Below are 13,888 nucleotides of genomic sequence, written 5' to 3' on the forward strand. Positions count from 1 at the left end.
ACACAGCGCGCAAGTAGGCGGGTTTATTGCCAGGCGTCTTGTCCGGCGGGCGAAAGCGCGCGTGTGAAAGAGCGCGGCGCGAGGAAAACCCTCAGACGATGTCGGGTTCAGCGAGACGCGTTCGGCGTGATGGGATATCCACATGCTCGACTTTCGCGTCGAGTTGAAGCAGGGCCGCGGCGAGCTGGCGCTGAGTTTCGCCATCGGCGGTGGAATAGAAGCGGGGCAGGGTTTCGGGTGGCGTGCTCACGCTTTTTTGCGCATGCGCGTCCAGCAGGCGATCGAGTTGCCGAGCGATCGCCACGCTCGTATCGATGATCTGCAGTCGCTCCCCGGCGATGTCACGAATCGCGCGATCGAGAAAAGGGTAATGCGTGCAGCCGAGCACGAGCGTGTCCGCCCCGGCGTCGAGCATGGGCGCGAGATAGCTTTCGAGCAGCGCCATCAGCGCGGGCGACGACGTGTCGCAACGCTCGACGGCCTGAACCAGCCCATGTCCCGCCTGACAGATGAACCGGCAATCTCCCGCGTACCGGTCGAGCAGTGACTGAAAGCGCGCGGAGCGCAATGTGACGGCCGTGGCGAGTACGCCGACCACACGCGACTTCGACACAGCCGCCGCGGGCTTCACCCCCGGCTCGACGCCGACGAGCGGAATCGGCAGGCGCTCACGCACGAGCGCGATCGACTGGGCGGTGGCGGTATTGCATGCGACGACGAGCGCCTTCGCGCCTTGCCCGACGAGCCATTCGCCGATCGCCATCGTGCGGTCGACGATGAAATCGTCGTCGCGCTCGCCGTAGGGCGCGTGGCGCGAATCAGCGACGTAGATCAGACGTTCGTGCGGCAGCGTCGCGCGTACGGCGCGAAGCACCGACAACCCGCCGAGACCGGAATCGAAAATGCCGACCGGCGCGCTCGCGTCTGACGCGGCACGCCCGTTCGGCTTCTGGGAAGGCACTGCGCCGGGCATGCGGTTACTCGTGATCGCCCATCATGGTCTGCTGGTAGTTCTGGATGCCGACCTTGTCGATCAGATCGAGTTGCGTTTCCAGCCAGTCGATGTGCTCTTCGGTGTCGTGCAGGATCTTTTCGAATATTTCGCGCGAGACGAAGTCGCGCACCGACTCGCAATACGCGATGGCTTCCTTGCAGGTGGACTGGGAAATCTGCTCGAGCTTCAGATCGCATTCGAGGATTTCCTTGGTCTCTTCACCGATCAGCAGCTTGTGCAGGTCCTGCAGATTCGGCAGTCCGTCTAGCATGAACACGCGCTGGATCAGCCAGTCGGCATGCTTCATCTCGCCGATCGATTCGTCGTACTCGTGCTTGTTCAGCTTCTCGAGGCCCCAGTGCTGATACATCCGGGCGTGCAGGAAGTATTGATTGATCGCGGTCAGTTCGTTCTTCAACTGCGCGTTCAAAAATTCGATGACTTTCGCGTCGCCTTGCATGATTTTGATTCCTGTTCTAAACGTGGGGCTTTTGAAAAGATAAACCTTGAGCGTGGCAATGCCAAGGTTGAGAAGAAATTTTTTGTTTCGATGAAACCGGGAATGAAAACCTTTCTCAGCTGGCGGCGTTGCAAAGAAAAGAGCCGGGTGGATCGCCCGGCTCGTGCCCATCAGTAGCGGTGGCAAACCGCCGTCAAGCGGCAATCAAGCCGTCGCGACCGGAATTTTGCCGATCTTCGCCTGCCATTCTGCGGGGCCCGTCTTGTGGACCGACGTGCCGGTCGAATCGACGGCGACCGTCACCGGCATGTCCTGCACGTCGAATTCATAGATCGCTTCCATGCCGAGGTCTTCGAACGCGAGCACCTTCGCCTCGCGGATCGCCTTTGATACGAGATACGCCGCGCCGCCGACCGCCATCAGATACGCGGCCTTGTGATTCTTGATCGCCTCGATCGCGACCGGGCCGCGCTCGGCCTTGCCGATCATCGAGATGAGGCCGGTTTGCGCGAGCATCATCTCGGTGAACTTGTCCATGCGGGTGGCCGTGGTCGGGCCCGCCGGGCCGACGGCTTCGTCGCGCACCGGATCCACCGGACCGACGTAGTAAATCACGCGGTTCGTGAAATCCACCGGCAGCTTTTCGCCCTTGGCGAGCATGTCGGCGATGCGCTTGTGCGCGGCGTCGCGGCCCGTCAGCATCTTGCCCGACAGGAGCAGCGTCTGACCCGGCTTCCACGACGCGACTTCTTCCGGCGTCAGCGTGTTCAGATCGATGCGCTTGCTGGTTTCCGTGTTCGGCGCCCAGGTGACCTTCGGCCATGCGTCGAGCGGCGGCGCTTCGAGCTTCGCCGCGCCCGAGCCGTCGAGCGTGAAGTGCGCGTGGCGCGTGGCCGCGCAGTTCGGGATGATCGCGATGGGCTTCGACGCCGCGTGCGTCGGCGCCGCCATGATCTTCACGTCGAGCACGGTCGCGAGGCCGCCGAGACCTTGCGCGCCGATGCCGAGCGCGTTCACTTTCTCGTGCAGTTCGACGCGCAATTCTTCGATCCAGTCCTGCGGTCCGCGCGCGATGACGTCCTGAATATCGATCGGGTCCATCAGCGATTCCTTCGCCATGACCATCGCCTTTTCAGCAGTGCCGCCAATGCCGATGCCGAGCATCCCCGGCGGGCACCAGCCGGCGCCCATCGTCGGCACGGTCTTCAGAATCCAGTCGACGATCGAATCCGACGGATTCAGCATCGCGAACTTCGACTTGTTCTCCGAGCCGCCGCCCTTGGCCGCGACCTGGACGTCGACCTTGTCGCCCGGCACGATCTCGTAGTGGATCACGGCCGGCGTGTTGTCCTTCGTGTTCTTGCGGCCGCCTTCGGGCGGACTTACGATCGATGCGCGCAGCACGTTGTCCGGGTTCAGGTAACCGCGGCGCACGCCTTCGTTGATCATGTCGGTGACCGACATCGTCGCGCCGTCCCAGCGCACATCCATGCCCACTTTCACGAACACCGTGACGATGCCCGTATCCTGGCAGATCGGGCGCTTGCCTTCGGCGCACATGCGGCTGTTGGTCAGGATCTGCGCGATCGCGTCTTTCGCGGCGGGGCTCTCTTCCAGCTCGTAGGCGCGGCCGAGCGCCTGAATGTAGTCGAGCGGATGGTAGTAGCTGATGTATTGCAGCGAATCGGCGATGCTCTGAATCAGGTCTTCCTGCTTGATGACGGTCATGGCTTGGGCTCTGGGGGACGAAATTTTTGCGTGCGTTCTATCGGACGCTTCAGTCGAGCGCGCTTCGGGGCGCGATGGTCTCGCTGTGAAAGTGCTTCGGATGCGTGTGCGTGGTCAGCCGGTCGACGTACGCCATGATGAGCGCGGAAACGAGGAACGCGACGTGGATGACAACCTGCCACAACACCGTGTGGAACGTGTGCTGGTCAGGGTTGATGAAGGTTTTCAGCAGGTGGATCGACGAGATGCTGATGAGCGCCATCGACAGCTTCACTTTCAGCACGCCCGCGTTGACGTGATCGAGCCACTCGGGTTCGTCGGGATGACCTTCGACGCCGAGGCGCGACACGAAAGTCTCATACCCGCCGACGATCACCATGATGAGCAGATTGGAGATCATCACCACGTCGATCAGGCCGAGGACCACGAGCATGATGTTGGTTTCGTCGAGCGTCATTGCGTGCGTGACGAGGTGCCACACTTCCTTCAGGAACAGCACGACGTAGACGCCTTGCGCGACGATGAGGCCCAGGTAGAGCGGCACCTGGAGCCAGCGGCTCATGAAGATGACTTTCGGCAGCACTTTCATCGAGCCGGACTGAGGGGGCGAGGCGGGAGAATGCTTGGGAGCGGACATGGGCGGCTTTTCAGTCGAGGCAGGTCGGACCGGACACGATGACAGGCGAATATGACGAACAAAACGTGCGATGCGCCGGCAAACGCGCGCTTGAGCGCAATTGCGGTGTCAGGAAGCCCGTTATTGTAGCGCGTCACCCGGCGCGCCTGCCGAAAGCTTTCAGAATTCGCTTAACGGTTGAGCCGTTCCTGAAGGACCGTTTCCCGCGGCACGGAGCCGGCGGAGCGCGGTTTGAGGCTCGCGAGCGCGATGCCCGTCACGACACACGCGAGCGCGACGCCGTGCGCGAGCGTCGGCCGCTCGTCGAGGAAAGCGATGCCGTAGAGCGCCGCCGCGACGGGCAGAACGGCACAGAACACGCCGGCGAGACTGCCGTCGACGTGACGTATGCCTTTCATCCACAGCCAGAAGGAGAAGACACTGGCGGAGAGTCCATACCATAAGACGAGCGCCCACGTGTCCCAGGCGACGCTGGCCCAGTCGAAGTGCGCGAGCGAGGTCGCGCCCGATCCGACGACGGGCAGCATCAGCAGCAGACCGATGGCGTGCGTGTACGCGCAGATGTCGATGGCGGGCAGCGTCTGCGTGAGACGGCGCGACAGGATCACGTAAAGCGATTCGCAGCACACCGCGCCGAGCACCATCAGATTGCCGGGCAACGAGCTCGCGCCCGTGTCGCCGGCCTGAGCGACGTTGATGACGAGCACGCCCGCGATAGCCAGCCCGATCGACGCGAGCGCGCGGCCGCCCGGCTTCTCTTTCAGGAAGATCCACGCGAAGAGCGCGACCACGGCCGGGATCGTGCTCGTGATGACGCCCGCCGCGACCGCGCTCGTGCGCGCGACGCCGTTGAGCATCAGCAACGTGAATCCGAACGTGCCGAACAACGCCTGCAGGAAAAGATTGATCCACTCGCCGCGCGCGACGCGCTTCATCTTCGACCAGCGCAGGAGCGGCCAGAGCACCGCCAGCGCAATCACGAAGCGCAGCAGGGCGAAGAGCGGCACGGGAACGAAAGCGACGATCGACTTGCCGATGCCGACGTTGCTTCCGACGAGCAGCATGGCGCCGATGAGTAAGAGGGCGTAGCGATTCAAGCTGGATACCGCGCGCATAGTTCAGTTACGATTGTGGGGACGCATTGTAGAAGCCCCGCGGACTCCGTGTATACCCCGTGCCCGTTGGATCGGCCACGTAAGAAGCGGGTAAGTTCAACGGCTTATCTTGAAATCAATGCAGGATGTCATGGGCGCGCGAATGTGACCTGACATGCTGTTCGTGCCGCCCCGGCACGGTTCAAGGAGACAAGGTCGGACACGGGAACGCCGCGCATCCCGCGTTCGAACCTCATAAACATGCGGCGCACGCAACCCATTCAGCGATGTGCGCGCCGCCGGATTTTGGAAACACCATCAGGAGAGGTTGTCGATGTCTGCGATCGAATCGGTTCTTCAGGAAAAACGTGTGTTCCCGCCGTCAGCCAAGGCAACTGCGGGCGCCGCAATCTCCGGCATGGACGCCTACAAGGCGCTTGTAGCGGAAGCGGAGCGTGATTACGAAGGCTTCTGGGCGCGCGTCGCGCGCGAGACGCTCGCCTGGCACAAGCCCTTCACGAAGGTGCTGGACGAATCGAAGGCGCCGTTCTACACGTGGTTCGAGGACGGCGAGCTCAATGCGTCGTACAACTGTCTCGACCGTCACGTCGAAGCGGGGCGTGGCAACGAGAACGCGATCATTTTCGAAGCCGACGACGGCACCGTCACCAACGTCACCTATGCGGAGCTGCTCGAGCGCGTCTGCCGCCTCGCCAATGCGCTCAAGAAGCGCGGCGTCAAGAAAGGCGACCGCGTGGTGATCTATCTGCCGATGTCGGTGGAAGGCGTGGTCGCGATGCAGGCGTGTGTGCGCATTGGAGCCACGCATTCGGTCGTGTTCGGCGGCTTCTCGTCGAAGTCCCTCAACGAACGTCTCGTCGATGTCGGGGCGGTCGCGCTCATCACCGCCGACGAGCAGATGCGCGGCGGCAAGGCCCTGCCGTTGAAGAGCATCGCCGACGAAGCGCTCGCCGCGGGCGGCTGCGAGAAAGTGAAGGACGTCATCGTGTATCGCCGCACGGGCGGCAAGGTCGCATGGACCGAAGGCCGCGACGTGTGGCTGCACGAGCTCGTCGAGAACGAACCGGCGAAGTGCGAGCCGGAGTGGGTGAGCGCGGAGCATCCGCTCTTCATCCTCTATACGTCGGGTTCGACGGGCAAGCCCAAGGGCGTGCAGCACAGCACGGCGGGCATCCTGCTGTGGGCCGCGCAGACGATGAAGTGGACCTTCGACGTGAAACCGGGCGATGTCTTCTGGTGCACGGCGGATATCGGCTGGATTACCGGGCACAGCTACATCGCCTATGGACCGCTCGCGATCGGCGCGACGCAGGTGATGTTCGAAGGCGTGCCGACATATCCGCACGCGGGCCGTTTCTGGGAGATGATCGCGCGCCACAAGGTCACGATCTTCTACACGGCGCCCACGGCCATCCGCTCGCTCATCAAGGCGTCGGAAGCGGACGAGAAGGTGCATCCGAAGAGTTTCGACCTGTCGACGCTGCGCATTCTCGGCACCGTGGGCGAGCCGATCAATCCGGAAGCGTGGATGTGGTATCACGAGAACGTCGGCAAGGGGCAATGCCCGATCGTCGATACATGGTGGCAGACCGAAACCGGCGGCCACATGATCACGCCGCTGCCGGGCGCGACGCCGCTCGTGCCGGGATCGTGCACGCTGCCGTTGCCGGGCATCATGGCGGCGATCGTCGATGAGACCGGCCAGGACGTGCCGAACGGGCAGGGCGGCATTCTGGTCGTGAAGCGCCCCTGGCCGTCCATGCTGCGCAACGTCTGGGGCGATCCGAAGCGCTATCAGACGAGCTACTTCCCCGAGGAACTCGGCGGGAAGCTGTATCTCGCCGGCGACGGCGCGGTGCGCGACAAGCAGACCGGCTACTTCACGATCATGGGCCGTATCGACGACGTGCTGAACGTCTCCGGTCACCGTCTCGGCACGATGGAAATCGAGTCGGCGCTGGTCGCCAATCCGATGGTCGCGGAAGCGGCGGTCGTCGGCCGGCCGGACGATACGACGGGTGAAGCCGTGGTCGCGTTCGTCGTGCTGAAGCGCACGCGTCCGGAGGGCGACGAAGCGAAGCAGATCGCGACCGAGTTGCGCAACTGGGTCGGCAAGGAAATCGGCCCGATTGCGAAGCCGAAGGACATCCGCTTCGGCGAGAACCTGCCGAAGACGCGCTCGGGCAAGATCATGCGTCGCCTCTTGCGCTCGCTCGCGAAGGGCGAGGAAATCACGCAGGACGTGTCGACGCTGGAAAACCCCGCCATCCTCGATCAGCTCGGCGAAGCGCGCTGATCTCGCGACGGCCGCTGCCCGATGCGGGCGCGGTCGATCCTTATTGCCGATGCCATGCGGTTTTGTTAAAAAGCCGCATGTCCGATTTCTCCCCGACGCCCGCCGCACCGCCGCCCGTATCGGCGGCGATGGCGCGCGCGCATCGACGCTACTGGCGTTTCAACGTCGCGCTGATTGCCGTGCTGATGACGATCGGCTTCGTCGTCTCCTTCGGCGTGCCGCTTTTCGCGCAGCGTTTCCAGCACGCGCGCGTTGCGGGCTTTCCGCTGCCGTTCTACTTCGGCGCGCAGGGCGCGATTCTCGTCTATGTCGCGCTGATCCTCGTCTATATCGTGCTGATGCAAGTCGCCGATGCGCGTTTGCTGCGCGCCGCCCGATCGGAACAGGGCGACGCGGCATGAAGCTCACGAACCGGCTCATCCTTTCCTACGCGCTCTATACGCTCGGCTTTTTGCTTTTCATCTTCCTGATGGAGCGCATCGAGCGCACGACGGGGCCGGGCATGTGGATCGGCTACGTGTTCCTGTTCGTGCCGATCGCGGTGTATGCGGTGATCGGACTCCTGTCGCGCACGTCCGATCTCGTCGAATACTATGTGGCCGGGCGGCGCGTGCCGTCCGCGTTCAATGGCATGGCGACCGCCGCGGACTGGCTCTCGGCCGCGTCGTTCATCGGTCTGGCGGGCTCGATCTACGCGAGCGGCTACGATGGCCTCGCCTATGTGATGGGCTGGACGGGCGGCTACTGCCTCGTCGCGTTCCTGCTCGCGCCCTACGTGCGCAAGCTCGCGCGCTACACGATCCCCGATTTTCTCGGCACGCGCTTCTCCAGCAATCTCGTGCGCGCGCTCGCGGCGGTCGCGGCGATTCTCTGTTCGTTCGTGTACCTGGTCGCGCAGATCCAGGGCATCGGATTGATCGCGTCGCGCTTCATCGGCATCGAGTTTTCGATCGGCATCTTCTGCGGCCTCGCGGGCATTCTCGTGTGCTCGTTTCTGGGCGGGATGCGCGCGGTGACATGGACGCAGGTCGCGCAATACATCATCCTCATCAGCGCGATGCTGATTCCGGTGTCGATGATCGCCCATCGCGAAGGGCTGGGCTGGTTTCCGCAATTCAACTATGGGCGCGTGATGGAGCGCGTCGAAGCGCTCGAGCGGGCCGTCGCCGTCTCACCCGAGGAAGCGCGCGTGCGTGCCGATTATCAGCGTCAGGCCGCGCGGATTCAGCAGCGCATCGACGCGTTGCCGCGGTCGTTCCACGACGAGCATGCGCGGCTCGTTGCCGAGATTGCCGAATTGCGGCGGCACAACAGCCCGCTGCGCGAGATCAACGAGCGTGAGCGCGAGCTCGCGGCGTTTCCGCGCGATCCCGCCGATGCGCAAGCCAAATGGTCGCGCGAACGCGACGCGCTGATCGATCGCCTCGCCGCGCCCGTGCCGATGACCGAGGCGTTCGCGCCCGGCTCTTCCGTCGACGAAAGTCCGCGCGTGCATCAGGTGAACTTCCTGTCGTTGCTCTTGTGCCTGTCGATCGGCACGGCGAGCCTGCCCCACATCCTGACGCGCTATAACACGACGACGTCGGTCTCGTCTGCGCGGCGTTCGGTCGGCTGGACACTGTTCTTCGTCGCGCTCTTTTATTTGACGGTGCCGGTGCTCGCCGTGCTGATCAAGCACGAGATATTGACGGGACTGGTCGGTCATCGCTTCGCGGATCTGCCGCAGTGGGTCACGCAGTGGCGGCGCGTGGAGCCGTATCTGATCCGTATCAGCGATGTGAACGGCGACGGCATCGTGCGCTGGGCCGGCATCCAGATGCAGCCGGACATGGTGGTGCTCGCGGCGCCCGAGATTGCCGGATTGCCGTATGTGATCTCCGGCCTGATCGCGGCGGGCGCGCTGGCGGCCGCGCTCTCGACGGCGGACGGCCTGCTGCTCACGATCGCCAACGCGCTGTCGCACGACGTTTACTACTGCATGGTCGATCGCCACGCAACCAGCCAGCGGCGCGTGACGATCTCCAAGATTCTGCTGCTGGGCGTGGCTTTGCTGGCTTCGTATGTGGCGTCGCTCAATGAGGGCAACATTTTGTTTCTCGTGGGCGCGGCGTTTTCTCTTGCGGCGTCGAGTCTCTTTCCGGCGCTCGTGCTCGGCGTGTTCTGGAAGCGGACGACGCAGCGCGGCGTCGTCGCGGGGATGATTGCGGGGCTCGTCGTGTGCGTGTACTACATCGTGTCGACGTATCCGTTCTTCGTGCAGCTGACGGGTTTCGCGGGGCCACGCTGGTTCGGCATCGAGCCGATCAGTTCGGGCGTATTCGGCGTGCCGGCGGGGTTCGCGGTGGCGATCGCGGTCAGTCTTCTGGACCGCAAGCCCGATGCGTACACGCGCGCGCTCGTCGATTACATTCGTCATCCATAGGGGCTGGCGCACGCGCGGGAAGTTGGTATAATCGCGGTCTTCCGGAGAGATGGATGAGTGGTTTAAGTCGCACGCCTGGAAAGCGTGTATAGGGTAAAACCTATCGGGGGTTCGAATCCCCCTCTCTCCGCCAGAATCTTAAGCCCTTGATCATCAAGGGCTTTTTTACGCGCATTGATTTCGATGTGCATAAGCCAGACGCGAACACAGACGCGACCCATCAGCACAGCAGCGTTCGCTTGGTTCCCACCTGCAACCCCGCCCACTTTCATCGTTTTCTTGGCTCGTCCCCGCATCTGCGAGCGCGCATTATCGACGACTCACTTGATAATTCGAAAATTCGGATAACTACGCAAGACGAACGGCGCGCGCGGTCATAGCAAGGCGGGCACGCTATTGACAAGGACTGGGGGAAAGAGAGAAAGGCCGAAAATCGATGTCGTAAGAGTAGTGGGCGCCGGTATGGCTGCGCCTCTAATAATGCTCGATGAACTCTCGCACATGGCAGGGCGCAGCGGCCCATGCAACCCACCTCTTACGACATTCAGAAGGATAGTCGATGCGGGGAAGAAAGGAATCGGATTAGTCGCGTTATGTGAGCGACGAACCTTTCAGCCGCGGTACGACTCAGCGGCGCGCCGGTTTCCGGGCGAACGCCGCAATCGGATCGTCGTCCGGTGTGTTCACTGCGGTCTGAACGGGTGCCTTGTGCGCCGTGTGCTTGATTTTCTGCGGTGCAACAGACTTTTGCGGGTTGCGGACGACTTCCGCGCTGGATACCCAGTGCTCGGTGTATCGCGCGCTGGCGGGTGCGGCGCTCGAAAAGAGCGCCACGGCGACCGGTATCAGGATAATGCTGGGTGTTCGCATGGCTGTGATGTTGGTTTGACGGTACGGCATCGCGAAACGGTGCAGGCGCGGCATGCCGTGTGCCCGGTGTAGAGGAAAAGCCCGTGCGGGGCACGGGCATCGGATCGATCCCGTTCGCGTCCCTGGCGACACGCGAGCGAGGTGAAAAAAGCTCAGTGCGAGGTCATGATCATCTGAGCGGTCTGGTTTTCGGCGTCGTAGTGCAAGGCGGCGTTCGCGGCCTGCGCCTCGTGAATCAGAACTTCGCGCGCGGCTTGGGCGCCTCGCTCATAATCCGATTTCGCCGCGTGTTCCTCGAGGGCGGCGATGAGCGGCAACTGCTCCTCCGCGACCGAACGCATCAGATTCAGAATGTCGCGGCGCATCGATTCGGGATACGAGCAGAGTTGTTCGAAACCGCCGGGCGCCGAAACGATATTCACGAGCGACATGAGCAGCCGGGCGCGGTTGGCGCAATGCTCGCTGATCTGCACCGATTGCGAAAGCGTGACGTAGCCGTTTGCGTCGACGGAAATCTGCAGTTCCTTCATCTTGTGAGTCTCTTGCAAAGAACAGAAGGGCTGCATTTAAGCGGCTTCAGCGGTAAAAAACGCTCGGACGAATCCTATTACCCCTGCGCGCGACGATCCTTTACCTTCGTATGCGATTGCTCACGCAAAGCGTCGCACGAGCGTACGCCAGAAAGCGCGCCAGCGGCCCGGCGCGACGACGCGCGACGCATCCATGTCGCGCTGCCAGGTCGCGTTTTCTCGATCGTCACGCGCCGACGTGACCAGTGTCCCGAAGTACATGGCGAAGCTCCTTTGCGGGTATCGATGACGGAAGGCGTCGCCCTGCGCGACAGCCATCCGCTCAGGATGCCGATGCATCGGCAGCCGCGAAACCCCGATGACGGCGGCCGCCGGATGGATGGGGCGCAGCCGCCGCGCGGAGATGGACGAAAGGACGGCGCGCGAGGCCGAACGAGGCAGCGAGCGCAGGCGCCTGAGCGCCGCGCGCGATTCGTCGCGGGCTGTCTTGTCGAGCCAGCGCACCGCTTCGTCGACGGCGTCCTTGTCTTGCAGCGCCGGCGCGACACGCCGCAACGCTGCCTCGCCCGCGGGCACGTCGTGGAGTCGCACAAGCACGGCCTGCGCCGCGAGCAGTTGCGCCATCGTTGCCTGCTCGAGCTTTTCGCGCCGGTGCTCGAGCGCGGGCATCGTCATAACATTGCGCGGCATCAAAGAAGCGGCGACGAAATTGCATTCGATCACGCAACGAAGTTCATTCCCACGTGGGTGAAGGTCGCGGTGGCGATCGCGCTCGGCCTCGGCACGATGGTCGGCTGGAAGCGCATCGTCGTAACCGTGGGCGAGAAGATCGGCAAGCAGCATTTGACGTACGGGCAGGGCGCGTCGGCTGAAATGGTGGCGATGCTAACGATTGGCGCGGCGGATGCCTGCGGCCTGCCGGTCTCGACGACGCACGTGCTGTCTTCGGGCGTCGCGGGGACGATGGCCGCCAACGGGTCGGGGCTGCAATGGAGCACTGTGCGCAGCCTCGTGCTCGCGTGGGTGTTGAGGCTCCCGGCCTCGATCGCGCTGGCGGCCGGCCTTTACTGGGCCTTCCGACATCTCTTCTGAGGCCTGGAAGTTCAGGCGTTCGCAGGGCGGCCGGTCTTGACCGTTTCGAGCGCTTTGATCGCTTCGATGAGACGCTTTTCGGGCGCGGCGTCGAGCATAGCCAGCGCGGCGCGCAGAAGTTCGCTCTTCTTCACGCGCACGCCGTTCTTCTGGCACTTCTCCTTGAGCGTGGCGATCTTCGCGTAGTCCGATTTAGGCATCGTGAAGCTGTCGCGCACGACCTTTTCCTTTTTCACGCGTCTGGGTTTTGCGTCGGACTTGGGCTGACTCTCGACGGTCTTCTTCGCTGCGGCGGCTTCGACCGAAGAGGTCTTCGCGGCCGGCTTTGCGGCGGGCGCTTTCGCGGGTGGTTTCTTCGTAGTCTTCGGCGTCGCGGCGGCCTTTGTATGCGTTTTCTTGCCTGTGTTTTTGTCCACTTTCCCGGGAGCCTCGGTCTTGTCAGCGGCGCGGTTCGGGGAAGGGAACGCCTTCCTGGTCGGTGCCTTGACTTGCGGTGTACTCATCCGTTTTCTCCTCATGTGTGGAGAAAACAGTATATACGGTTTTTAGGCGCGCATTCCCGGTCGCACGGGGGAACGCGGGTCGCCCGGACAGTGGACCGCGTCCCCGCAAAAGCGCCGGCGCGCGGCCGGCGTCGTGGACAAAAACATCTGCCGGGTTATTGCTTTATCGTCCCGGTCGATTGCGACCCCTGCGACTGATTCGGCGACATGCCTTGTTCGCGTTGCTGCATGAGCGTGCCGCTGCCCGATGTGCCGGACTGCACGCCGCCTTGCGACGCATCGCCCGTGCGCGGACTCGGCATCGGCTCGCTCTTGCCTGGCTGCATTTGCTGCTGGCGCTGCATCAACTGATCGCGTGACATTTCCTGCGAAAGCGCCGCAGTGCTGGCGAGCGCGAGAAGCGCGCCGGCGATCATCATGGGGGTTCTCATATCCGTCTCCTTTGAGGTCGGCGCCAGTCGCGCCGCTTGCATTCTTGTTAGCATCGAACGTGCCGCGCTGAAGTCGCATTAGGATTGTCCTTATTTATGTCTGAAACGACGATAAAGGCCGATAAACGGATAGCATATTCAACAGGCAATCAAGGGCGCGGTCTATTACAATTCGCGATCCAAACAATCTCGAACTCACTGAATCCGACTCAAAGGGCTGAACGCCACGGAGTATTTCATGTCGATCACATTGAACGATTTACTGGAATGGCGCGATCGTTTGCCCGAACCGTCGGGCGAAGAAGCGCAGATGGTGGGCGCGTTGATCACGCGCCGCGAGGCGGAGTTGCGTATCCGTATCGCGGATTTGATCGCGTCGGTCAGCCAGCGAGAAAACTGGAAACTGCAACGCTGCGCGGCAATTGCCCGGCGCGCGGAGCAGGCGCCGATTCACTATCTCGAATCGATTCACAAATTTTTTCAGGATCGCGACGAAGGAACGCATCGTTTCGAAACGCCCGCTGTTCTTTCCGACTTCTTCACGGAAAATCGACCGGAGCCGCAGGTGCCTCGTGCGCCCGTGCAGAAGTCTTTCGTGGCCACTGGCAGAGCCGGCACGCCCGCCCCGATCATCGACCTGCACGGCGTGATGGGCACGCTGGAATCCCGGGTCGCCAATACGCCGGGCATTGCGTGCGGCATACAGGGCATCAGGATCAATGAAATGAACGCCTCCCGCCATGGTCGCGTCAGGGAATTGGCCTAGCAACGGCGGATGCGATGCAAACGCACTAAGCTTGACGAGTCGTT

At 62.8% G+C, this 13,888-nt stretch carries 14 protein-coding genes, 1 tRNA gene and 1 pseudogene; 6 read left to right on the forward strand and 10 right to left on the reverse strand.

Annotated features, from left to right (window positions below):
* Positions 1–91: 91 nt before the first annotated feature.
* From murI to NCR38_RS04970, 5 genes are all read right to left on the reverse strand, one after another.
* A complete protein-coding gene (murI, locus tag NCR38_RS04950) occupies positions 92–973 on the reverse strand; it encodes a glutamate racemase (RefSeq protein WP_061120130.1) in 882 nt (293 codons plus the stop codon).
* Between the two features lie 4 nt (positions 974–977).
* The gene (gene bfr / locus NCR38_RS04955; RefSeq protein WP_014190999.1) at positions 978–1,454 is read right to left on the reverse strand and encodes a bacterioferritin; all 477 of its coding nucleotides are present in this window, start codon (positions 1,452–1,454) and stop codon (positions 978–980) included.
* Between the two features lie 204 nt (positions 1,455–1,658).
* Positions 1,659–3,182 (reverse strand): fumarate hydratase, encoded by a 1,524-nt coding sequence (locus NCR38_RS04960; RefSeq protein WP_061120129.1) that lies wholly within the window; start codon positions 3,180–3,182, stop codon positions 1,659–1,661.
* Positions 3,183–3,231: 49 nt separating this feature from the next.
* Entirely contained in the window at positions 3,232–3,819 is a 588-nt protein-coding gene (locus tag NCR38_RS04965; RefSeq protein WP_061120128.1) for a TIGR00645 family protein, read from the reverse strand.
* Positions 3,820–3,989: 170 nt separating this feature from the next.
* Positions 3,990–4,916, reverse strand: coding sequence for a DMT family transporter (locus NCR38_RS04970; protein ID WP_061120160.1), 927 nt, complete (start codon positions 4,914–4,916; stop codon positions 3,990–3,992).
* Between the two features lie 331 nt (positions 4,917–5,247).
* On the opposite strand from NCR38_RS04970, the gene acs reads away from it, so the two are divergent.
* The 4 genes from acs to NCR38_RS04990 all read left to right on the forward strand — a co-directional run bounded on the left by acs (position 5,248) and on the right by NCR38_RS04990 (position 9,785).
* A complete protein-coding gene (acs, locus tag NCR38_RS04975) occupies positions 5,248–7,230 on the forward strand; it encodes an acetate--CoA ligase (protein WP_061120127.1) in 1,983 nt (660 codons plus the stop codon).
* Positions 7,231–7,307: 77 nt separating this feature from the next.
* Positions 7,308–7,631, forward strand: a complete 324-nt coding sequence (locus tag NCR38_RS04980) for a DUF4212 domain-containing protein (RefSeq protein ID WP_061120126.1) — start codon at positions 7,308–7,310, stop codon at positions 7,629–7,631.
* Complete coding sequence (locus NCR38_RS04985) at positions 7,628–9,652, forward strand: sodium:solute symporter family protein (protein ID WP_061120125.1); 2,025 nt, start codon at positions 7,628–7,630, stop codon at positions 9,650–9,652. The genes NCR38_RS04980 and NCR38_RS04985 overlap by 4 nt, the downstream gene beginning before the upstream one ends.
* 43 nt (positions 9,653–9,695) lie before the next feature.
* Positions 9,696–9,785, forward strand: a tRNA-Ser gene (locus tag NCR38_RS04990).
* A 494-nt stretch (positions 9,786–10,279) separates the two neighbouring features.
* On the opposite strand, the gene NCR38_RS04995 is transcribed toward NCR38_RS04990, so the two are convergent.
* The 3 genes from NCR38_RS04995 to NCR38_RS05005 form a co-directional block, all read right to left on the reverse strand.
* Positions 10,280–10,576: a hypothetical protein gene (locus tag NCR38_RS04995; protein WP_061120124.1), complete on the reverse strand. Its 297-nt coding sequence runs from the start codon at positions 10,574–10,576 to the stop codon at positions 10,280–10,282.
* 98 nt (positions 10,577–10,674) lie between these two features.
* Positions 10,675–11,052 (reverse strand): hypothetical protein, encoded by a 378-nt coding sequence (locus NCR38_RS05000; protein ID WP_250476518.1) that lies wholly within the window; start codon positions 11,050–11,052, stop codon positions 10,675–10,677.
* A gap of 120 nt (positions 11,053–11,172) precedes the next feature.
* Positions 11,173–11,649, reverse strand: a complete 477-nt coding sequence (locus NCR38_RS05005) for a hypothetical protein (RefSeq protein WP_250476519.1) — start codon at positions 11,647–11,649, stop codon at positions 11,173–11,175.
* 120 nt (positions 11,650–11,769) lie between these two features.
* Here NCR38_RS05005 and NCR38_RS05010 point away from each other — a divergent pair.
* Positions 11,770–12,144: pseudogene (locus NCR38_RS05010) on the forward strand (inorganic phosphate transporter); the annotation flags it as partial.
* An 11-nt stretch (positions 12,145–12,155) separates the two neighbouring features.
* Here the strand turns inward: NCR38_RS05010 and NCR38_RS05015 are convergent.
* Entirely contained in the window at positions 12,156–12,647 is a 492-nt protein-coding gene (locus tag NCR38_RS05015) for a hypothetical protein (RefSeq protein WP_061120120.1), read from the reverse strand.
* Positions 12,648–12,802: 155 nt separating this feature from the next.
* A complete protein-coding gene (locus tag NCR38_RS05020; protein ID WP_061120159.1) occupies positions 12,803–13,078 on the reverse strand; it encodes a hypothetical protein in 276 nt (91 codons plus the stop codon).
* Between the two features lie 310 nt (positions 13,079–13,388).
* Between NCR38_RS05020 and NCR38_RS05025 the strand changes: the two genes are divergently transcribed.
* Positions 13,389–13,844, forward strand: a complete 456-nt coding sequence (locus tag NCR38_RS05025) for a hypothetical protein (RefSeq protein ID WP_250476520.1) — start codon at positions 13,389–13,391, stop codon at positions 13,842–13,844.
* The last annotated feature ends 44 nt before the right edge of the window (positions 13,845–13,888 follow it).

This window comes from Caballeronia sp. INML1, assembly GCF_023631085.1.
Classification (GTDB): Bacteria; Pseudomonadota; Gammaproteobacteria; order Burkholderiales; family Burkholderiaceae; genus Caballeronia; species Caballeronia turbans.